At 65.4% G+C, this 19,210-nt stretch carries 21 protein-coding genes and 2 pseudogenes; 4 read left to right on the top strand and 19 right to left on the bottom strand.

Translation table 11 applies throughout. The features are described 5' to 3' along the window. Nucleotides 1-52: 52 nt before the first annotated feature. The 7 genes and pseudogenes from AC25ND_RS00260 to AC25ND_RS00230 all read right to left on the bottom strand — a co-directional run bounded on the left by AC25ND_RS00260 (nt 53) and on the right by AC25ND_RS00230 (nt 4,838). Nucleotides 53-559, bottom strand: coding sequence for a GNAT family N-acetyltransferase (locus tag AC25ND_RS00260; protein WP_241776332.1), 507 nt, complete (start codon nt 557-559; stop codon nt 53-55). Between the two features lie 9 nt (nt 560-568). Next, nucleotides 569-1,126 (bottom strand): annotated as a pseudogene (locus AC25ND_RS00255) (HD domain-containing protein); the annotation flags it as partial. A gap of 25 nt (nt 1,127-1,151) precedes the next feature. Then, nucleotides 1,152-2,321, bottom strand: coding sequence for a MerR family transcriptional regulator (locus AC25ND_RS00250; RefSeq protein ID WP_486976011.1), 1,170 nt, complete (start codon nt 2,319-2,321; stop codon nt 1,152-1,154). Between the two features lie 144 nt (nt 2,322-2,465). Next, the gene (locus AC25ND_RS00245; RefSeq protein ID WP_486976010.1) at nt 2,466-3,245 is read right to left on the bottom strand and encodes an ATP-grasp domain-containing protein; all 780 of its coding nucleotides are present in this window, start codon (nt 3,243-3,245) and stop codon (nt 2,466-2,468) included. 42 nt (nt 3,246-3,287) lie between these two features. Beyond that, on the bottom strand, nt 3,288-3,941 hold the full coding sequence (locus AC25ND_RS00240; protein WP_186595301.1) for an HD domain-containing protein: 654 nt from the start codon (nt 3,939-3,941) through the stop codon (nt 3,288-3,290). A 96-nt stretch (nt 3,942-4,037) separates the two neighbouring features. Next, complete coding sequence (locus AC25ND_RS00235) at nt 4,038-4,421, bottom strand: tautomerase family protein (RefSeq protein ID WP_186595299.1); 384 nt, start codon at nt 4,419-4,421, stop codon at nt 4,038-4,040. A 99-nt stretch (nt 4,422-4,520) separates the two neighbouring features. Next, nucleotides 4,521-4,838, bottom strand: a complete 318-nt coding sequence (locus AC25ND_RS00230) for a hypothetical protein (protein ID WP_084941257.1) — start codon at nt 4,836-4,838, stop codon at nt 4,521-4,523. A gap of 205 nt (nt 4,839-5,043) precedes the next feature. Here AC25ND_RS00230 and bla point away from each other — a divergent pair, with 205 nt between their 5' ends. Beyond that, on the top strand, nt 5,044-5,919 hold the full coding sequence (bla, locus tag AC25ND_RS00225) for a class A beta-lactamase (protein WP_186595297.1): 876 nt from the start codon (nt 5,044-5,046) through the stop codon (nt 5,917-5,919). A gap of 48 nt (nt 5,920-5,967) precedes the next feature. Here the strand turns inward: bla and AC25ND_RS00220 are convergent, their stop codons facing one another. From AC25ND_RS00220 to AC25ND_RS00200, 5 genes and pseudogenes are all read right to left on the bottom strand, one after another. Further along, nucleotides 5,968-6,831, bottom strand: coding sequence for a sensor domain-containing diguanylate cyclase (locus AC25ND_RS00220; RefSeq protein ID WP_028691434.1), 864 nt, complete (start codon nt 6,829-6,831; stop codon nt 5,968-5,970). A gap of 245 nt (nt 6,832-7,076) precedes the next feature. Then, on the bottom strand, nt 7,077-8,117 hold the full coding sequence (locus tag AC25ND_RS00215; protein ID WP_197866189.1) for a hypothetical protein: 1,041 nt from the start codon (nt 8,115-8,117) through the stop codon (nt 7,077-7,079). A gap of 126 nt (nt 8,118-8,243) precedes the next feature. Beyond that, nucleotides 8,244-8,460 (bottom strand): annotated as a pseudogene (locus AC25ND_RS00210) (ArsB/NhaD family transporter); the annotation flags it as partial. A gap of 185 nt (nt 8,461-8,645) precedes the next feature. Continuing rightward, a complete protein-coding gene (locus AC25ND_RS00205) occupies nt 8,646-9,026 on the bottom strand; it encodes a hypothetical protein (protein WP_028691436.1) in 381 nt (126 codons plus the stop codon). A 204-nt stretch (nt 9,027-9,230) separates the two neighbouring features. Continuing rightward, nucleotides 9,231-9,695 carry a nuclear transport factor 2 family protein gene (locus AC25ND_RS00200; RefSeq protein ID WP_062360986.1) on the bottom strand — a complete coding sequence of 155 codons (465 nt, stop codon included), beginning with the start codon at nt 9,693-9,695 and terminating at the stop codon, nt 9,231-9,233. A 182-nt stretch (nt 9,696-9,877) separates the two neighbouring features. Here AC25ND_RS00200 and AC25ND_RS00195 point away from each other — a divergent pair, with 182 nt between their 5' ends. After that, nucleotides 9,878-10,069, top strand: a complete 192-nt coding sequence (locus AC25ND_RS00195) for a hypothetical protein (RefSeq protein ID WP_069017408.1) — start codon at nt 9,878-9,880, stop codon at nt 10,067-10,069. A gap of 1 nt (nt 10,070) precedes the next feature. Here the strand turns inward: AC25ND_RS00195 and AC25ND_RS00190 are convergent, their stop codons facing one another. From AC25ND_RS00190 to dkgB, 3 genes are all read right to left on the bottom strand, one after another. Continuing rightward, complete coding sequence (locus tag AC25ND_RS00190; protein WP_062360989.1) at nt 10,071-10,712, bottom strand: YceH family protein; 642 nt, start codon at nt 10,710-10,712, stop codon at nt 10,071-10,073. Nucleotides 10,713-10,856: 144 nt separating this feature from the next. Continuing rightward, a complete protein-coding gene (locus AC25ND_RS00185; RefSeq protein ID WP_036986217.1) occupies nt 10,857-12,038 on the bottom strand; it encodes an MFS transporter in 1,182 nt (393 codons plus the stop codon). A 56-nt stretch (nt 12,039-12,094) separates the two neighbouring features. Further along, nucleotides 12,095-12,898, bottom strand: coding sequence for a 2,5-didehydrogluconate reductase DkgB (gene dkgB / locus AC25ND_RS00180; protein WP_486976009.1), 804 nt, complete (start codon nt 12,896-12,898; stop codon nt 12,095-12,097). A gap of 309 nt (nt 12,899-13,207) precedes the next feature. Here dkgB and AC25ND_RS00175 point away from each other — a divergent pair, with 309 nt between their 5' ends. Beyond that, entirely contained in the window at nt 13,208-14,068 is an 861-nt protein-coding gene (locus AC25ND_RS00175; protein ID WP_062574440.1) for an AraC family transcriptional regulator, read from the top strand. A gap of 65 nt (nt 14,069-14,133) precedes the next feature. On the opposite strand, the gene AC25ND_RS00170 is transcribed toward AC25ND_RS00175, so the two are convergent. After that, nucleotides 14,134-14,628: a DUF934 domain-containing protein gene (locus AC25ND_RS00170; protein WP_028691443.1), complete on the bottom strand. Its 495-nt coding sequence runs from the start codon at nt 14,626-14,628 to the stop codon at nt 14,134-14,136. Further along, nucleotides 14,612-16,264: a nitrite/sulfite reductase gene (locus tag AC25ND_RS00165; protein WP_062360993.1), complete on the bottom strand. Its 1,653-nt coding sequence runs from the start codon at nt 16,262-16,264 to the stop codon at nt 14,612-14,614. Before AC25ND_RS00165 ends, AC25ND_RS00170 begins: the two co-directional genes overlap by 17 nt. Before the next feature lie 217 nt (nt 16,265-16,481). On the opposite strand from AC25ND_RS00165, the gene AC25ND_RS00160 reads away from it, so the two are divergent. Beyond that, nucleotides 16,482-17,558: an ABC transporter substrate-binding protein gene (locus AC25ND_RS00160; protein WP_182324400.1), complete on the top strand. Its 1,077-nt coding sequence runs from the start codon at nt 16,482-16,484 to the stop codon at nt 17,556-17,558. A gap of 339 nt (nt 17,559-17,897) precedes the next feature. On the opposite strand, the gene AC25ND_RS00155 is transcribed toward AC25ND_RS00160, so the two are convergent. Together AC25ND_RS00155 and AC25ND_RS00150 are read right to left on the bottom strand one after the other, a co-directional pair. Next, nucleotides 17,898-18,116 (bottom strand): DUF2970 domain-containing protein, encoded by a 219-nt coding sequence (locus AC25ND_RS00155; protein ID WP_028691446.1) that lies wholly within the window; start codon nt 18,114-18,116, stop codon nt 17,898-17,900. 45 nt (nt 18,117-18,161) lie between these two features. Then, on the bottom strand, nt 18,162-19,103 hold the full coding sequence (locus tag AC25ND_RS00150; protein ID WP_236180555.1) for a LysR family transcriptional regulator: 942 nt from the start codon (nt 19,101-19,103) through the stop codon (nt 18,162-18,164). Nucleotides 19,104-19,210 lie beyond the last annotated feature (107 nt).

Raw genomic sequence — 19,210 nt, 5'->3', positions numbered from 1 at the left:
TGATGCGCAACCTCCGGGAGCGGGGCAAGCCCGCTCCTGCAGTGACCGCGTTTTACGCGTTGGAGGTTGCCTCGAACGCCGCGCAGTACTGCACGCTGCCCTGCGCCACATCACCGCTGAAGGACAGGACCTGGAAGTATTCGGCCGGTACGCCCGGCAAGCTCAGGCCCGGTTGGGCCTTGAAACCGAAGCGGCCATAGTACCCCGGGTCGCCCAACACCACGCAGCCCTGGCCACCCAGCCCGTGCAGGCGGGCCAGCGCGGCGTTGATCAGCGCCGAGCCGATGCCCTGGCCCTGACGCCGCGGCAGCACCGAGACCGGCCCCAGCCCGTACCAACCCTCGGCACCCGACGACAGCGTCACCGGGGAGATCGCCACATGGCCGACGATGACGCCGGCCTCCACGGCCACCAGCGATACCGTGAGCGCTCCGGCCTGACGCAGGGCGCTGACGATGAACTGCTCGGTGTGGCTGCTGTGTTCGGCGTTGGCAAAGGCGGCTTCGGTCAGCTGGCCGATCGTGGTGGCGTCCTCCGGGCGCTCGTCGCGCAGGCTGATGCCATTGTCGAGATGCCGGCGCGTGTCGGCGTCGATCAGGCCGCGCAGGGCCTCGAACAGCGGCGTGGCGGCAGTGTAGCGCTTGCCGTAGTCGAGGTTGAAGGCATAGTCGAAGCCCGGAGGATTGCGCCCCTGGTTGTGCTGCAGCAGGGTCTCCAGCTTGTCGAGGGCCTTGACCGCCTGTGCCTCGGCCGAGGTGGCGGCCTCGTACTCCTCCCACAACGCCATGATCTCCTCGCGCAGGGCGGCGTCCAGACTCGCCATCAGCTGCAGCAGGTCTTCGCGTTCCTGCCGGCTCTTGTCGGGGAAGCCCTGTTTGCTGACGGCCGGGACGTCGCCGCTGATGGCCTCGCCCAGGTCGTGGACCAGGCACATCTTCAACACCTTGAGCAGATCGAGGTCGCCCAGTTCGTCGGCGAAGGTGATGGCCATCAGGCACAGCCGCCAGGTGTGCTCGGCGGTGCTCTCGGCGCGGCCGCTGGAGGTGTGGGCGCTGCGGATCACGCTCTTGAGTTGTTCGGCCTGGCGCAGGAAGGCAAGGCGGTTCTGCAGTTTTTCGATGTTCATGGTGGCTCCATGTCCTGGGGCGGGTTCAGCGCGTCTGCATGACGAACAGATGATACCCATACTCGCCCAGGTGGTTTTCGTGGATCTTGAGTTCGCGGCGGATGTCGGCCAGGGCCTGGGAGGCGAAGTCCTCGTCCGCCAGGCTGGCCACGCGTGCGCGCAGCGGCTCCAGATAGTTGGCCCAGGCCTGCGCGCTCAAGGGGAAGTGCGACAGGGTGCGATAGCCCAGGCGGGCGATTGCGGCCAGGCGCGTGTCGACGCTGTGCAGGTCGGGGTAGGCGGCCTGCCAGAACGCCTCGGCCGCAGGGGCGAGCCTGTCGGCCACCCGCACCAGGTCGCTGACCACCAGGTAACCCTGGGGCTTGAGGAAGGTACGCCAGTACGCCAGGGCGTTGTCGAAGCCCATGATGTAGGCGCAGCCCTCGGCCCAGATCGCGTCGAAGTGCCGAGGCGCGAACGGCAGCTGGGTCATGCTCGCGCCAATCGGCGTGACCCGTGCCTGCAGGCCCTTGTCGAACAGGGTCGCCCGCAGGCAGCCAAGGCTGTGCTCGTCGTTGTCCAGCGCAGTGATGTGCGCCTGGCTGTGTTCGGCCAGCAGCACGCTGGAGGCGCCACGGCCGCAGCCGATGTCCAGCAGTGTCGCGGGGGCGTGGGGCAGGGCGTGCAGTGCTTTGAGCGAATCCTCTGGCGAGCCCGGGCCAAGGTACTCGAGGCCATCGAAGAGGCGTTCGAAGTCGGCCATGTAGCGGTCGTGTTCGTTCATGTCGCGGGACAGCCATTTCAGGCGCAGGGCCTGCTTCTCATTGAATCCTTGCCGGCGCAGCCACGCCAGGTGGGCGCCGGGCGCCTGCTGCTCGAGGGCCTCGTGCCAGGGGCGCATGGACGTCATGCCGAGCATCGCCGCCAGCAGGTCACGCGAGCGTTGCCGGGCGGCGATCTCTTCGTCCAGGGTGTGCAGGCGTTCGAGCAGGGCCGCGCGGTCCAGGCGCGCCTCCAGGCAGGCCTGGCACTCCTTCAGGCTCAGCCCGCCGGCCTGCAGTTGCTGCAACAGCCGCAGTTGCTGCAGGTCCTGCTCGCCGTAGGTGCGATAACCGTTGGCCTGGCGCCGCGAGGACACCAGTCCGAGTTTTTCGTAATAGAGCAGCGTGGAGCGGCTCAGGCCCACCTTCGCCGCCAATTCGGAGATGCGATACACCGGTCTTCCCCTCATGCAGTGGGGCGATGATGAACTATGAAGCTATAGACAGGTAAAGCGGGTTTCTAAAGAAACAGGCGTTTCTTGAGATCGGGGTTGCCTGTGATCACAGGCAGCGCCGGCGTGCTCTTGAAGGATGTTTTCTCAGCGGCTCTTCAACAGGCCCACGAAGCGCTTTGTGGGCCATTCCTTGAGGTCGGATACCTGGCCGTCGCCCAGCTCCACCAGCCGCAGCACGCCATCGGCGCGCATCACCGTGTCGACCGAGAAGAACGGGCTGTCGATCCGCTTTGCGCACTCTCGCACCAGCTCGGGCACCTTGCCATCCGCACCGTGGGCGCATCCATCGAGTACGAAGTAACGACGCTCGGTTTCCTCGAGGTAGCTTTCCCGCCGCCTGACGCAGATACCGCCCTCGACCTGGCCGCGGTATTGGCGCATTTGGGCCACCAGCGGCGCGATCTCCCGAGGGCTGTCCACCAGGCTGCCGTTGCCGGTGTTCAGCGATTTCACATAGTCCTTGATGAAATAGCCCGGCCATTGCAGGCCGGCGAGCGCCTGCTCGAAATCGGCGTCGTCGGGCAGTATCACCGTTTCGCTTGTATGCGCGGCCAGCAACGGGTACCACTGCGGCAGGTGATGACACTGCCGGTATTGCTCGGGACTGGTCAGCGCGACCGCGGTACAACCATGCAGCAGGTCGACCAGCACGGCGTAGGCCTCGGGCGTCAGCATCCAGCCCCGGTACAAAATGCAATCGCCCGGATTAAGGGCGCGGGAGGTTTCGAGCAGACCGGCTTGAAGGGCTTCGAATGAGAACAGCAGGGTGTCCAGTCCGGCCGCCAGCGCCGCGTTGTACTCCTCGGCGTACTGTTCATCGGGCTGTTTCAGGTTGAAGGGTTCGCAGGGATAGAGCAGTCGCATCGGGTTTGCTGTCCATGGCAAGGGTGGGAGGCGCAAAGGCTGTCAGTCTACCCCGATTTCCTCCATGAATTCGGCGAGGAACGACGCCAGCCGCTGATGCCTGAGCGCGGCCAGTCGCGCACCTTCGCCGGTCTGAAAGCCTGAGGCGAGCTTGAGCAGCTTGGTCGGGAAGTGCTCGATGGCGAAGCGGTTGTCGCGATAGTCCCGGTCTGCGGCGGTGGGGTTCTCGACGTCGTAGAGCGCCGACCCCGTGCGCCCGGCCACATAGAAGCAGCGGGCGATGCCGACGGCACCGATGGCGTCGAGGCGATCGCTGTCCTGGAGGATCTTCGCTTCCAGGCTCTGTGGCGGCAAACCTGCCGAGTAGCTGTGGGTCATCACTGCATGGGCCACCTGTTCGATGCGCGGTAGCGGCCAGCCCATGTCGGCGAGGATCGCGGCGGCGCGTTCGGCCGAAAGCGTCGAGGCCTGCGCACGCAGGGGCGAGTTCTTTTCCACCGCCACGCAATCGTGCAGCACGGTGGCGGCGAGCAGTACGTCGAGGTCGCCGCCTTCCTTGGCCTGGATACGCTGGACATTGCGCCAGACCCGTTGCAGATGGGCGAGGTCGTGGGAGCCGTCGTTACCGTCGGCGGGCAGATAGGACAGCAGTTGGGCCGCCAGGGCTTGCAAGGGGAAAAATGGCGCGCTTGCCATGAAAGGGTTCACCGATCAAACGGAGGATTGAATTCTACGTTGGCGATTAGCGAAGCCGGAGCATTGTCCTTGCCGTTGTCCGGGCGCGGCCTTACATCAACTGGCGTACTGGGCGATACCGTTGCCGAACGACCAGTTCTCCTTGCGCACCTCGACCAGGTTGATGAACACGTCCTGCGGTCGCACCCCGGCATCGTGCTCGAAACCTTCGGCGATGGCCTGGTACAGCGCCTTCTTCTGCTCCAGGGTGCGGCCTTCGTTGAGGGTGATCTGGATGAACACCTGGCCGTCGGAGCGTTGGATGCCCAGGTACTGTGGGTCGCTCACCAGGCCGTCGCCGTCGTGTTCGGTCAGGATCTGGAAATTGTCGTGCTCGGGCACATTGATCGTGCGCCGCATGCAGGCGTAGACGATCTGGCCGAGTGTGCGCAGATGGTTAGGGTCGGGGTGGCGCTTGATATCGATGCGTACCAGTGGCATGTGGACTCCTTGGACGATGGCCAGGCGAGACGCAGAAGCTGGTACGGCAGGATCAGGTATGAGCCCGGACAGGCGCCGGGCTCGGGAAGGCAACTACCGTTACTGTGGCAGCAGCTTGGAGGCGCGCTCGCTCGCGTTATTGAAGACCTCGATCAGCCTTTTCGCCAGGGCATCTTCGATGGCCGCTGCAGTGAGCAGGCCCTGGGTGAAACCGATGCCCTGGTCCTTGGCGACAGCCAGCTGCTGGTTGTTCTCTGCCTCGGCCATGTCGCCCAGGTAGTGGGCTGCACGATAGGCGTAGCGCTCGGGGAGTGTCAGCTGTTCGAGCTCCTTCAGCGAGAGGGCGAACTGGCTGGCGGCGGCGGGCTTCAGGCTGAGTTGCTCGAACTGGAGCAGGCTCAGGCGATCGGTAGTCAAGGCGAATCTCCGTTTCATTGCGGGAACACCCGGTTACTGTCCTGCCTTTTGCCGGTCAACGCAAGGGTGGCCAGGGCAGTGGCGCGAAAAGAATCCGCTTGCCCACGGCCTATGCTCGCCTGCCGGAGCGGTAAGGAGGTGCTTGGCTCGGGTGCTAAAACGTTCTAGCCTTCGCGTTTTGCTTATTTTCACAAGGGATGCCTGCATGATTTCAACCCTCAGCCGCCGCCGCGTGCTCCAGGGCGCGCTCGGCTGCTCGGCCCTGTTGACCTTGCCCGCCTGGGCGCACGATCCGCTGCGTCAGGCGATGCAACAGCTCGAGGCGGCCAGCGGCAGTACCATCGGCCTGTGGGCCCTGGACACCGGCAGCGGTCGGCAGCTGGCCTGGCGCGGCGAAGAGCGCTTCGCCTTCTGCAGCACCTTCAAGGCCGTCCTCGCCGGTGCCGTCCTGCACCGCAACGAGGCCGAGCCGGGCTTGCTGGCGCGGCGCATCGCCTATGGCGCCGAGCAGTTGGTGGTCTATTCACCGGTCACCGAAAAGCATGTCGGGCCCGGCATGACCGTCGCCGAACTGTGCGCCGCCGCCGTGCAGTACAGCGACAACACTGCTGGCAACCTGCTGCTCGAGCTGGTCGGTGGCCCGCCCGGGCTGACGGCGTTCGTCCGTGGCCTGGGCGATCCGACCTTCCGCCTCGATCGCAACGAGCCGACGCTGAACACCGCTTTGCCGGGCGATCCGCGTGACACCACGACGCCCCTGGCCATGGGCGTGACCTTGCAGCGCCTGCTGCTCACCGATGGCCTGCCCGCCGGCGCGCAACAACAGCTGCAGGCCTGGCTCAAGGGCAACACCACGGGTGATGCCCGTATTCGCGCCGGGCTGCCGAAGGACTGGGTGGTGGGCGACAAGACCGGTTCGGGCGACTATGGCGTGGCCAACGATGTCGCGGTCATCTGGCCCAAGGGCCGGGCGCCGTGGATCCTGGTGGTGTTCAGCCGTGGCACGAAACAGGATGCGCCGTGGAACAGCGAGACGATCGCGGCGGCGACGCGGGTGGTGGTGGAAGCCTGGAAGGGCTGAGCAAGTGTGCGGGCCACATCGCGGGCAAGACCAGATAACACCTGGCCATCACCCCACCCGCGCCCGCCGCCGCTTCTTGCGGTACATCTCGCCATCGGCATGGCTGAGCAGGGTGTCGGCATCCTCGCCATCGGTGGGGTAGCAGGCCACGCCGATGCTGCAGGACGGCATCCTGACGTCGCCGAACTCGGCGCCGAGCGGCTCCTCCATGACCATGGCGATCTGCTCGACCACCTCGTACACGGCGTCCTCCGACGGTACATCGGTCAGCAGCACGATGAACTCGTCGCCGCCGATCCGCGCCACGGTGTCCGCTTCCTGCACGCTGTCCTGCAGGCGTCGGGCGATGGTGCACAGCACGCGGTCGCCGGCCGCGTGACCGTGTACATCGTTGATACCCTTGAAGTCGTTGACGTCGAGGAACAGCAGGGCCAGCCGGCGCTGCTGCTGGCGGGCGGCGCGCAGGGCGGTGGCCAGGCGGTCGTTGAACAGCGAGCGGTTGGTCAGCTTGGTCAGCGGGTCATGATGGGCGAGAAAGCGCAGTTCCTGCTCGGCCTGGGTGAGGGCTGTGATGTTGCGGGCGACGCCGATCCGCGCGCCCACCTCGTCGGACCAGAAGGCCGCCCAGAGGATATGCACGATCTCGCCATCCTTGCGTACATAGCGGTTGCGAAAGTCGAAGTGCGGGGTGCCGTCCATGACCCGGGCGATCGAGGCGCGGGTGGTTTCCAGGTCATCCGGGTGCATGTAGCGGGTGATCGGGGTGCCGGTCAGTTCGTCGGCGCGGTAGCCGAGCAAGGCCTCGCAGGCGTTGCTCACGAATGCGATGGTGTCGTCCCGGTCGACCACGAACACGGTGTCCAGCATCAGGTGGATCAGCCTGGGGTAGAGCGCTTGCAGATCGACGGGCATAGGGCAGAAGTGTCCGAAACGGGTAGCCCGGTCATGGTCCGATCACGCAGGGCGGCCGCGCGAGGTCCTGCAAGCCGCCGGGGGCCGCTCGCCGCGCCCGTGCAGCATACACAGGCTCGGGGGCGCGGCACACTACCTGCGGACAAGCAAACCGTCGGCAGCTTCAGCGCCCCTGCCAGGTCCGGGTCGCAGACCGTGACCGTCATGCCCCGATAGCATGGGGCAGACCGTCGCTCGGTGACGGCCTAGAGTTTCCAGCATCCGGCGAAGCGCTTGCAAACCCCTTCGCGTTGATCCAGTTCAGCCATGTTGCGCAAGTGTTCGAGGCTGATCTGCGCGATCGTCTCCTGCAGGACATAGTTGTAGTAGTAGGCCATGTCGCGCATGCGCTGGGCCTTGCTCGGCAGGCGCGCATCGTTGGTGCCACCGGCCCAGACCTGCAACTGCTCGTCGCGCACGCTGCGCAGGTAGGCGCGGCTGTCGGCGTCGTAGCGTTCCAGCGTGCGTGCCTTGAGGTTGGCGAGCGCCTCGGCGAAGGTTTGCAGGTTCTGCTGGTACTGCTGCCAGTAGGCCTCTGGCAGATCGAGGCCCAGTTCCCGCTTGCGCGCTGCTACCTGGACTTCGGGGGAGGCTTGCCGAGTCAGGGCGACGGCTTTGCGCAACGTGGTCAATTGCTCCATCTCCGGGGTGACGCTGTCGCGGATGATGCTGTCGATCAACGCGGTGCGCCGGGCGGTGTCGGGCAGCGGTGTGGGTTGTTTCGGGAATAACGCCGAGGTACCCCAGCAGGCGCTCGGGATGGTGTCGATCATCGGATAGGGCAGGCGTTGGTCCTTGCCCTCGACCCTTTGCAGGCGCACCAGCGTTGCCTGGCAGTAGCCAGGCGACTGGTCGAAGCGCAGTTCATATTCGGAGCCTGCCTGCGGTGTCAGGGTGAACGAGGCCGAGCAGACCGTGTTGGCGCTCTGGGTGTTGGCGCGAACATGTATCGGCTGACCGGGTTCGAGGCGGATCTCGTAGTAACTGTTGCTGTTTGCCGGCGGCGGCACGCTCATGTCGGCCCGTCGGCGAGAGTCGGGCACGAACAGGTTGTTGAGGATGCCGCTGGTCCGGCCTTCACAGCGCGCGCTGTCGAACAGGTCGAGGGTGGCGCTGCCATTGCCCGAGATGTAGCGCAGCTTGGCTGCATCAGGGCGGGTGCTGTCGATGTAGGTGCCATTGATACTGCAGGCGCTGACCAGGGTGGACAGGGCGAACAGGGCAAGCAGGCGGGTGGCGGAGGGCATGATCGTCCGTGAGTGAGGCCGTGGGGGCGCCGATGCTAGGGCGATTCTGGCTACTCGTCCAGTGGGCCGAAGATGATCAGCCCACGGTAGTTGAGCGAACCGATGAGGCCAGGTGCTTTTGAGCGCCTACAGGCTTTCTCCGGCGTTCAGGATGCCGACCTTGAAGTAGTCGCCCCAGGTGACGCACATGCCCTTGCGCTCCAGTACGTGCAGCCAGAGCAGGGTGGCGAGGCTGCCGATGGGGGGGCTTGGGCCCCAGGTCGCAGCCGATGACATTGGCGTAGATCATCGCTTCGCGCACCAGGCCTTGGGCATCGCTGGCCTGGATCGACAGGGCACCGATGGTCTCGCCGGCGAAGCATTTGAATACCTCGGGGCGTGAGCATGATGATGGTCTATACATGTGGAAGGCCGAATATGCGGATTCCCATATGTAAATAGCAAGCCCGTCTGCGCGATGGCAGGGGTGTGGTTCAGGAGAGAGAGGCGAAGGTACTGCCTGCCCGAGGCAGGCAGCCTGTGAACTGTTCAGCGACGATAGTAGCGGTGGTCGTCGTCATAGCGATGACGCAGGGCACGCTCGTGATGGCGCTCCCAGTAGCGTTGCCGTTGCATTTCCCGACGGTGCTGTTCCCGGCGCCATTGTTCTCGCCGCCACTGTTCCCGACGCCAGTCGTCGCGGTGGTCATGCCAGCGTTCGTCGTGCCGGTAGCGTTCGTCGTGGGCCAGCAGCGGTGCGGACGGCGTGCTGGCCAGGCTTGGCCAAGGGCGTTCGCTGGCCTGGCGGTCCGCCAGGTCGAGGCTGTGGGCGGGAGGTGTCGAAGTCTTCATGGGGGCGGCGGATGCCGAGCCTGCGGCCACAAGTGCGAACAGGCCAACGAGCAGCAGGCATGGGGCAGGGAAGTTCATGAGTGAAGACAACCTCTGATTGGCAATTGAAGGTGCGTTCGGTGGTTGCTGGAACAACCGTGGAGCGCACTCACCCAATAGACCGGGAAAACGGAAAAAGTTCTGGAGGCTGCGTACGACCTGTCTCGTCTGCTCGGTAATCCCGCTATGTGCCCGCCGGTTGTTCGGGGCCGTTGAGCGGCCCCGCAAATCCGGCGTCACTGTTCAGAAACCGAACTCGCTCAGCCCCGGATGATCGTCCGGGCGGCGCCCCAGCGGCCAGCGGAACTTGCGCTCGGCCTCGCTGATGGGCTGTTCGTTGATGCTGGCGTGGCGGTTGCGCATCAACCCGTCCTCGGCGAACTCCCAGTTCTCGTTGCCGTAGGCGCGGTACCACTGGCCGCTGTCGTCGCGGTACTCGTAGGCGTAGCGCACGGCGATGCGGTTGTCGGTGAAGGCCCAGAGTTCCTTGATCAGGCGGTATTCCAGCTCGCGGTTCCACTTGCGGGTGAGGAAGGCCTGGGCCTCTTCGCGGCTGGTGCAGAACTCGGCGCGGTTGCGCCAGTGGGTGTCGAGGGTATAGGCCAGGGCCACCTTGGCGGCGTCGCGGCTGTTCCAGCCGTCTTCGGCCAGGCGCACCTTCTCGATGGCGGTTTCACGGGTAAAGGGGGGCAGTGGTGGGCGGGACATCGTGGTCGTTCCTTGCAGGGAGTGGGTTTGCAGGACCGAGATTAGACCCATCGCAGGGCAGGGAGAATCGGTATACCGGGCACTTCATAATTGTCCTCGGAGGAACAATCCGGGCGGGAGTGTCAGGCCTGGCTGTCTATAGTTACCGCACAAGCGACCCCCAGCCCCACTGGAGCCCACTCATGACCCTGATCAGCCGCGAACCCTGGTGGCTCGTCCCGCCCAAGCCCGGGCAGACCGAGCAGGACCTGCACTGGGGCTACCTGGAAATCTACGCCGACGGCCGCACCGTGTTCGTCGACCAGCGCCCCAGTGAGCGGGAGCTGGCCGAACGCAAGAGCTGCCGTCACTTTCCCGATGCCGAAAAGCCCTGAGTCAACCTTCGAGTTGGGCCAGGCGTGCTTCCAGCGCCGCCACTCGGGCTTCCAGCGCCTCGATGCGCTCGTCCGCCGCGCTGGTGGAGCGGTGGCCGCCGTCCTGCTGGCGGGCGGCGAGAATCGCCTCGATCTCGGCCGGGTCGCCCAGGGCGTGGGTGTAGCGGTCTTCGCGCTGGCCGGCCTGGCGCGGCAGGTGCAGGGCCAGCTCGCGCGAGACCAGGCGCTCGAGCTGGTGCTGGACCTGATCGACGTCCTCGAAGGCGTACAGGCGGTTGCTGCGAGTCAGCAGCTCGCTGAGGGTCTGCGGGCCACGCAGGAACATCAGCCCCATCAGTACCAGCTGCGCCGGCACCAGCTCCAGGGCCTTGTCCACTCTATGCTCCCAGCGGTCGGCGCGGCTGCCCATCTGCAGGCGCGCCATCTCCTGGCTTTCCAGGTTGCGCAGGGCCTGGCCGACCTGGCCGGGCGTCAGGTTCATGACGGGTTCGCGGCTGGTCTTCTGGTTGCAGGCCAGGACCAGGGCATTGAGGGTCAGGGGGTAGGTTTCCGGGCTGGTGGCCTGTTTCTCGATCAGCGAACCGAGCACACGGATCTCGATGCTGCTGAAACGGCCTTCGCCGATGGTTTCGTGTTCTGACATGGCCCTGTCTCGTTGCGAGGAAAAGGCCACTAGCCTAGGTAAAGCGTCGGGCTTAAGCAATCACTGCCGCCGTCGCGAGCCGGGCCTGCACGCATCACCCAGGGTATGAGTGATAGCGGAGCCGACCCGCTGCGGCGACAGCGATCAGGCAGTGCTGCCCAATGCCTGGTCGCTGGCCTTGCCGCGCCCGCCCAGCCACACCAGCAGCAAGCCGGTCGCGGCCAGCAGGCCACCGGCCATTGGCACCGCCGCATAGCCCAGGTCCAGGCTGATCACCGCGCCACCCAGGGCGGCGCCGACGGCATTGCCCAGGTTGAACGCACCCACGTTGATCGATGAGGCCAGCCCCGGCGCCTCGGCGGCGGCGGTCATCACCCGCATCTGCAGCGGCGGCACCACGGCGAAGGTGAACACACCCCACACCAGCAGCGCCAGGGCGGCGCCGACATGGCTGCCCAGTACCAGCGGCATCAGCAGCATGATCGCCGCCAGCGCGCCGAGGAAGATCCGCGCGGCGCCGTCCAGCGACCAGTCGGCCAGCTTGCCGCCCAGGCTGTTGCCGAGGGTGAAGCCGACGCCGATCAGCACCAGGCCGAGGGTGACGAAACTGTCGGAGGCACCGGTCAGTTCGGCCAGCACCGGGGCGACATAGGTGTACAGGGTGAACATGGCGCCGGCACCCAGGACCGTGGTGGCCATGGCCAGCAGCACGTTGGGGCGGGCAATCACCGCCAGTTCCTTGCGCACATGGGGCACGCTGCCGCGCTCGCCCTTGGGCAGGGCGTACCACAGCGCCGCGATGGCCAGCACGCCGAGCACCGCGGTGCCAGCGAAGGCCATGCGCCAGCCGACCTGCTGGCCGAGCCAGGTGGCGGCCGGCACGCCGCCGATATTGGCGATGGTCAGGCCCATGAACATGGTGGCCACGGCACTGGCCTGCTTGTCCCGGGGCACCACGCTGGCGGCCACCACCGCGCCCAGGCCGAAGAAGGCGCCATGGTTGAGGCTGGTGATCAGGCGTGAAAGGAGCAGGGTGTAGTAGTCCGGCGACAGGGCCGAGAGCAGGTTGCCGAGGGTGAAGATGCCCATCAGCATCATCAGTGCGGCGCGCTTGCCGAAGCGGCTGAACAGCAACGTCATGATCGGCGCGCCGACCATCACGCCGATGGCGTAGGCGGTGATCAGCATGCCCGCGCTGGGAATGCTGGCGCCGACACCATCGGCGATCACCGGCAACAGGCCCATGGGCGTGAACTCGGTGGTGCCGATGCCGAAGGCGCCGATGGCCAGGGCGAACAGCACCCGTTTGGGGGAAAGCGTGCTCATTGGGAGCTCCGAAAAAGCGGTTGAGAACGGGGGTGGGCTTCCATGCCCGGTGCAGATCAGTCCCAGTTCGGCGCCAGGCCGTCCGGGCTGACTTCGCGGCCGTTGCGTTCCAGGGGGGCGATGCGCGCCATGTCGTCGGCGTCCAGGCGCAGGCTTTGGGCAAGCAGGTTGCTGGCCAGGTTCTCACGCTTGGTGGACGACGGGATCACCGCGTAGCCCAGTTGCAAGGCCCAGGCCAGGGCCACCTGGGCCACGGTGGCCTTGTGCTTGGCGGCGATCTGCGCCAGCAGCGGATCCTTCAGCACCTTGCCGTAGGCCAGGGTCATGTAGGAGGTGGTGGTGATGCCCTGCTCCTGGAGGAAGGCAGTCAGCTTGCGGTTCTGCAGGTACGGGCTGAGCTCGATCTGGTTGGTGGCGATCTCGCCCTGGCCGACCACGGCGATGGCCTGGCGGGTCAGCTCGATGTTGAAGTTGGAGATGCCGATCTGGCGGGTAAGACCCTGGTGCTTGGCCTCGGCCAGGGCCTGCATGTATTCGGGCAGCTCGACGCCGTTGCCTGGTGCCGGCCAGTGGATCAGCAGCAGGTCGACATGGTCGGTGCGCAGCTTGGCCAGGCTCTCGCGCAGGCTGGGGATGAGCTTGTCGGCGGCGTAGTGGTCGACCCAGATCTTGGTGGTGATGAACAGCTGGTCGCGCGGCACACCGCTTTCGGCAATGGCTTGGCCGACTTCGGCCTCGTTCTTGTAGATCTGCGCGGTGTCGATGGCGCGGTAGCCCAGCTCCAGCGCCGACTTGACCGAATCGATGACGGCCTGGCCGGTGAGGCGGAAGGTACCCAGGCCGAAGGTTGGAATGCTCATGGATTTGCTCCTGTCTAGTGAGGGGATCGAAGCCCGGACAGTGGGGTGCGGGTTCGAACAAGTGAGCGCAGTTTGCGCTGTTCGGCGGGATTGATTAAGACGCCGGTGAGTCAAGGTCCTTTGACTTGGAGTCATGAATGGGAGGGTGGGTTGTGATTGGTGGCTAGGCAATAGGGGTATCAAGCAGGGGGATGCATCCGGCATCATGGCAAACCTGCAGGTGGTTGTGATTGAGCAAATGCGGCTAGGCAGGCCCGAGCGCGGATCGACGAAGCTGTGGCCTGCCGTATTTCCAGGAGCACACTGACCTTGCCCGTCAACGTTCATTACAAGACCCGCTTCGACGCCGTGCTCGCCTATATCCAGGACAACCTGGAAGGCGACCTGTCGGTGGAGGCCCTGAGCGCGGTGGCGCACTTTTCGGTGTTCCACTTCCATCGCCAGTTCAGCGCCTATGTGGGCGTGCCGGTTGCCCGCTACGTGCAACTGATGCGACTGCGTCGCGCGGCCCAGCGGCTGCTCGGCCAGCCAGGCCACTCGGTGCTGGCGGTGGCGCTGGAGGCGGGCTTCGAAAGCCCGGAAGCGTTCAGCCGGGCGTTCCGCCGGGCCTTCGGGCATGCGCCCAGCGCGTTCCGCCGCCGGCCTGACTGGCAGGTATGGAATACGGTGTTTGCCATTCCTCATTTTTCCAGGAGCATCACCATGCAGGTACGAATCGTCGATTTCGCTGCCGTGCGCCTTGCGGCGCTCGAGCACCGTGGGCCGGCCAATCGGGTCAGCGAGACAGTGCGCCACTTCATCGACTGGCGCATGAGCAGCGGGCAGTCGCCCGTGGCCAGCAGCCGCAGCTTCGGCATTCCCTACAACAACCCGGACACCACGGCGCCGGAAGACTTCCGCTTCGCCATCTGCGGGGAAATCCACGAGGCGGTGGCGCCGAACGCCCAGGGCGTGCGGGAGTCGAGCCTGCCCGCCGGACGCTGCGCGGTGGTGCGGCATGTCGGCTCGCCGGACCATATCGGCGAGACGATCTATCCGCTCTACCGCGACTGGCTGCCGGCCAGTGGCGAGGAATTGCGCGATCATCCGTTGTTCTTCCATTACCTGAGCATCTACCCGCAGACGCCGCTGGAGCAGTGGCAGACCGATATCTACGTGCCGTTGCGCTAAAGCACGGTCGGCCCCAAACGCAACAGCCCGCCGATTGGCGGGCTGTTGCGTAGGGCCAGGAGCGATCAGCGGCGGCGGAACAGCGGCAGCGGCTCGTCAGTGGCGCCCTGGTAGGTCACCGAGAAGTCCTTCAGGCTCTGCAGCGCGTCTTCCGGGTCCTTGTCGGCACGGATGGCGAACGCGTCGAAGCCACAGCGGGCCATGTAGAACAGCTGGTCGCGCAGCACGTCGCCGATGGCGCGCAGCTCGCCCTTGAACTTGTAGCGGTCACGCAGCAGGCGCGCGTTGGAGTAGTTGCGCCCGTCGGTGAAGGCCGGGAAGTTCAGGGCGATGACCTGGAAGTGCTCGACGTCTTCGCCGATTTCCTCGGCTTCCTCGTCGCTGTCCAGCCAGATGCCCAGGCCGCCGTCGCGGGCCTTGAGCAGGCTCGGATGGTCACGCCACAGCTGCAGCGGCACGATGTAGTCGTCGCAGTTGGTCAGCTCGTCGATCGAGACGTCCTTGGGCAGCAGGTGCCAGGTTTCGTCGACGATCTGGTTGTTCTTAATGATTCGCTGCATAGACGCGTTCCTTGAAGGGGTCGATGCCGATCCGCTGGTAGGTGTCGATGAAGCGCTCGTCTTCGGTGCGCTGCTCGACGTACACATTGATCAGCTTCTCGATCACGTCGGCCATGTCGTCCTGGGCGAAGGAGGGGCCGAGGATCTTGCCCAGGCTCGCGTCGCGTGCGGCATTGCCACCCAGCGAGACCTGGTAGAACTCCTCGCCCTTCTTGTCCACGCCAAGGATGCCGATGTGGCCGACGTGGTGGTGGCCGCAGGCGTTCATGCAGCCGGAGATGTTCAGGTCGAGCTCGCCGATGTCGAACAGGTAGTCCAGGTCGTCGAAGCGGCGCTGGATGGACTCGGCGATCGGGATCGACTTGGCGTTGGCCAGCGAGCAGAAATCACCGCCCGGGCAGCAGATGATGTCGGTCAGCAGGCCAATGTTCGGAGTGGCGAAGCCTTGCTCGCGCAGTTCCAGCCACAGCGCGTGCAGCTGGCGCTGCTCGACGTCGGCGAGGATGATGTTCTGCTCGTGGGAGGTGCGCAGGAAACCGAAGCTGTAGCGCTCGGCGAAGTCCGCGACGGCGTCGAGCTGCTTGTCGGTCAGGTCGCCCGGGGCGACGCCGGTGGGCTTGAGCGACAGGGTCACGGCGACGTAGCCCGGCTTCTTGTGCGCGCGGGTGTTGCGCGAGCGCCAGCGGGCGAAGCCTGGGTGCTCGGCGTCCAGGGCGCTGTAGTCGACGTTGTCGAGGGCCAGGTACTCGGGGTCGACGAAGTGGCGGGCAACGCGCTGCACCTCGTCCTCGGTCAGGGTGGTGCTGCCACCGCGCAGGTGGGCCATCTCGGCCTCGACCTTCTCGGCGAACACTTCCGGGGTGAGGGCCTTGACCAGGATCTTGATCCGCGCCTTGTACTTGTTGTCACGGCGGCCGTAACGGTTGTACACGCGCAGGATGGCATCCAGGTAGCTGAGCAGGTCCTGCCAGGGCAGGAACTCGTTGATGAACGAGCCGATCACCGGGGTGCGGCCCAGGCCGCCGCCGACCAGCACGCGGAAGCCCAGCTCACCGGCGGCGTTGCGCACCGGCTCCAGGCCGATGTCGTGCACTTCGATGGCGGCGCGGTCGTCGCTGGAGCCGTTCACGGCAATCTTGAACTTGCGCGGCAGGTAGGCGAATTCCGGGTGGAAGGTGGTCCACTGGCGGACGATCTCGCACCACGGGCGCGGATCCACCAGCTCGTCGGCGGCGACACCGGCGAACTGGTCGGTGGTGACGTTGCGCAGGCAGTTGCCGCTGGTCTGGATCGCGTGCATCTGCACGGTGGCCAGTTCAGCCAGGATTTCCGGGATGTCTTCCAGCGCCGGCCAGTTGTACTGCACGTTCTGGCGGGTGCTGATGTGCGCGTAACCCTTGTCGTAGTCGCGGGCGATCTTCGCCAGCATGCGGGCCTGGCGGGCGTTCAGCTGGCCATAGGGCACGGCGACACGCAGCATCGGCGCGAAACGTTGGATATACAGGCCGTTCTGCAGGCGCAGAGGGCGGAATTCTTCTTCGCTCAGCTCACCGGCCAGGTAGCGGCGGGTCTGATCACGGAACTGCTTGACGCGGTCCTCGATGATCCGCTGATCGTACTCGTCGTATACGTACATATAAGTCCTGTCTCAGGCTAGCATGCAGCTAATCGCGCGCACGGCCGCGCACTCCAGGTCGGAGCCGAGGCACGATAGCAGAGTGGGTTTATGCGCTAAAGTGATGTTTTTGCATATGAAAAGAACCGTTTGGACTAAGTGAGACTGACTGGCATTTGTCCGCGCCAGTACATCGCGGCGCTATAATCCGGGGTTTGCTCCGCAGGGAAGTATCAGCATGCTCAAGGCCTTGTGCCAGAGCCTGTGCCTGAGCCTGCCACTGGCAGCGAGCGCACAGGCAGCGTCCGTGGTGTTCCTCAACCCGGGCTATTCCAATGAGACGTTCTGGGTCGATTATTCGCGCTTCATGCAGGCCGCCGCCCAGGACCTGGGCATGGCCTTGCGCGTGCAGTACAGCGAGCGCCGCGCCGACCTCGCGCTGACCCAGGCCCGCGAAGTGCTGCAAGGACCGCAGCGCCCGGACTACCTGGTGCTGGTCAACGAGCAGTATGTCGCGCCAGAGATCATCCGCCTGTCACGGGGCACCGGGGTCAAGCTCTTTCTGGTCAACAACGGCCTCACCGACAGCCAGGCGCACAGCGTCCAGGCACAGCCCGACAAGTATCCTGAAGTGCTCGGCACCCTGGTCAGCAACGACGAGGAGGCCGGTTACCAGATGCTCAAGGCGATGGTGGCGCAGGTGCCGACTGACGCAGGGCCGGTTGACCTGCTGGCCTTCGCCGGGATCAAGACCACGCCCGCCTCGCAATTGCGGGTGCAGGGCATGCGCCGGGCGCTGGCGGAGTCCCCCCAGGTGCGCCTGCGCCAGGTGGTGTATGGCGGCTGGCGCCGCGAACGCGCCTTCGAGCAGGCGCAGATGCTGCTCGAGCGCTACCCCGACACGCGCCTGGTGTGGTCGGCCAACGACCAGATGGCGTTCGGCGCCATGCAAGCGTTCGAGGCCCTGGGCAAGGTGCCGGGGCGCGATGCCCTGTTCAGCGCGGTCAACAGCTCGCCCGAGGCCCTGCGGGCGCGGATCGACGGGCGTCTGAGCGTGCTGATGGGCGGGCATTTCACCCTCGGCGGCTGGGCCATGGTCATGTTGCATGATGATGCCCAGGGGTTGGCAGTGGGGCGCGACGGCCAGCGGGAACATAGCGTGCCGGCCTTGCAACTGATCGACGCGGACAAGGCCCGGCGCTGGCTCAAGCTGCTGGAACAGGACAACCACGGCATCGACTTCCACCGCTTCAGTGCCGAGGGCAGGCCGACGGACTTTCGCTACCCCTTTCTCACGTCACCCGTCGACTACTGAAAACCCCTGCTTGAGGGAAGGGCATTGCTGGACTTAACTGCTGCTTGTGAAGTGCATTCCCATAACCACTACAAGAGGCAATGCAATGGGAAACTCTACCAAGGTCCGCAAAGCTGACAGCAGTGTCGATGCTTGGGCGATCCTGTGTCTGATCGTGCTGGTGGTGGTCACTGCGGTGTATTGGGTCAGCCATCAGTAGCCCGTAGCGTAAAACTGCTCGAGACCGTGAGTAACACCTGAACCGCCCGCGGAAGGGATATCCGCGGGCGGGTTGCGTTTGGGCCAGCTAATGCATACCCCTGTAGGAGCGGCCTTGTGCAGGGGCTGGCCCTGGCGCGGCTAGCGCGCCGTCAGGTGCAGCGCCAGCTGCACCAGGCCAATCAGCACGAAGATGAAGATCAGCGTGAACAGCGTTCCCATCACGATGAAATGGCTGGCCTTGCCGTAGGTGAAGTCGCGCGCGCGGTTCTTGCCGCTCTGCACGCCGAAGGCGGCGGCGAGGATGCTTTGCAGCATCTGCCAGAAGGTCGGTGGCTTGCCGTGTTGGTGGTCGTCCATGAGTGGCTCCCGGGTTCAGAGGCAATCCCCCACAGTGTAGGCGACTCAGGCCGAGGCTATGGACGAATCCGCCTGCTCCTGCTCATCCTGGGCCACCACCCGTTCGCACAGCTCGATGATCTGCTCGCGCATCCAGCGGTTGGCCGGGTCCTGGTCGGTGCTTTCGTGCCAGTACAGGTGGGTCTCCAGCGCCGGCACCTCCACCGGCAGCGGCTGGTGACGCAGCTGATGGCGGCGGGCGAAGCGCTCGGGCACGGTCATGACCATGTCGGTCTGCTGCAGCACCTGCGAAGCCATCAGGTAGTGCTGCGAGCGCAGCGCGACACGGCGCTGCACGCCCATCTTGCCCAGGGCCAGGTCGACATAGCCCAAGCCGTTGCGGCGGCTGGAAATATGGATGTGGGTCATGGCCAGGTAGCTGTCCAGGGTCAGCTTGCCGTCGGCCTGCGGATGGCCGGGGCGCATGGCGCAGACGTAGCGGTCCTGCATCAGCTTGACGTGGCGCACTTGTGGGTCGGTATTCAGCGGCGCGTCGACGGCGAAGTCCAGGCGCCCGGCGGCCAGTTCCTTGGTGGTCTCGCGGCGCTTGCACAGGAAGCTCTCGATCACCAGTGCCGGGGCCAGGCGGCGCAGGCGCTGGAACAACGGCGGCAGGATCACCGCCTCGGTGAGGTCGGTCATGCTGATGCGAAAAGTCTTGCTGGCCTGCAGCGGGGTGAAGATGCGGCTTTCCTGCACCGAGGTGCGCAGCAGCGACAACGCGTTGCGCACCGGGCCGATGATGTTCTGCGCCATGGGCGTGGGCACCATGCCCTGGGCGGTGCGCACGAACAGCGGATCGTTGAAGGTCTCGCGCAGGCGCGACAGGGCGTTGGACACCGCCGGCTGGGTGATGCCGACGATCTGCCCGGCGCGGGTCAGGTTGGCTTCGGTGTAGATGGCGTCGAAGACGATGAACAGGTTGAGGTCGACCTTGCTGAGGTTCATGGGCGCCGCTCTTTGTTGGAATTATCGGGTGATCATATATTGGTTATGAATGTTTATACACGTAGAAAATAGACTAGGTGGATGAAGGGTGGCTGTTCTAGGCTCAG

It is taken from the genome of Pseudomonas sp. P110(2024) (genome assembly GCF_057480795.1).
Note: the sequence above shows the minus strand (reverse complement) of the source record. Positions and strands in the feature narration are given on the sequence as shown.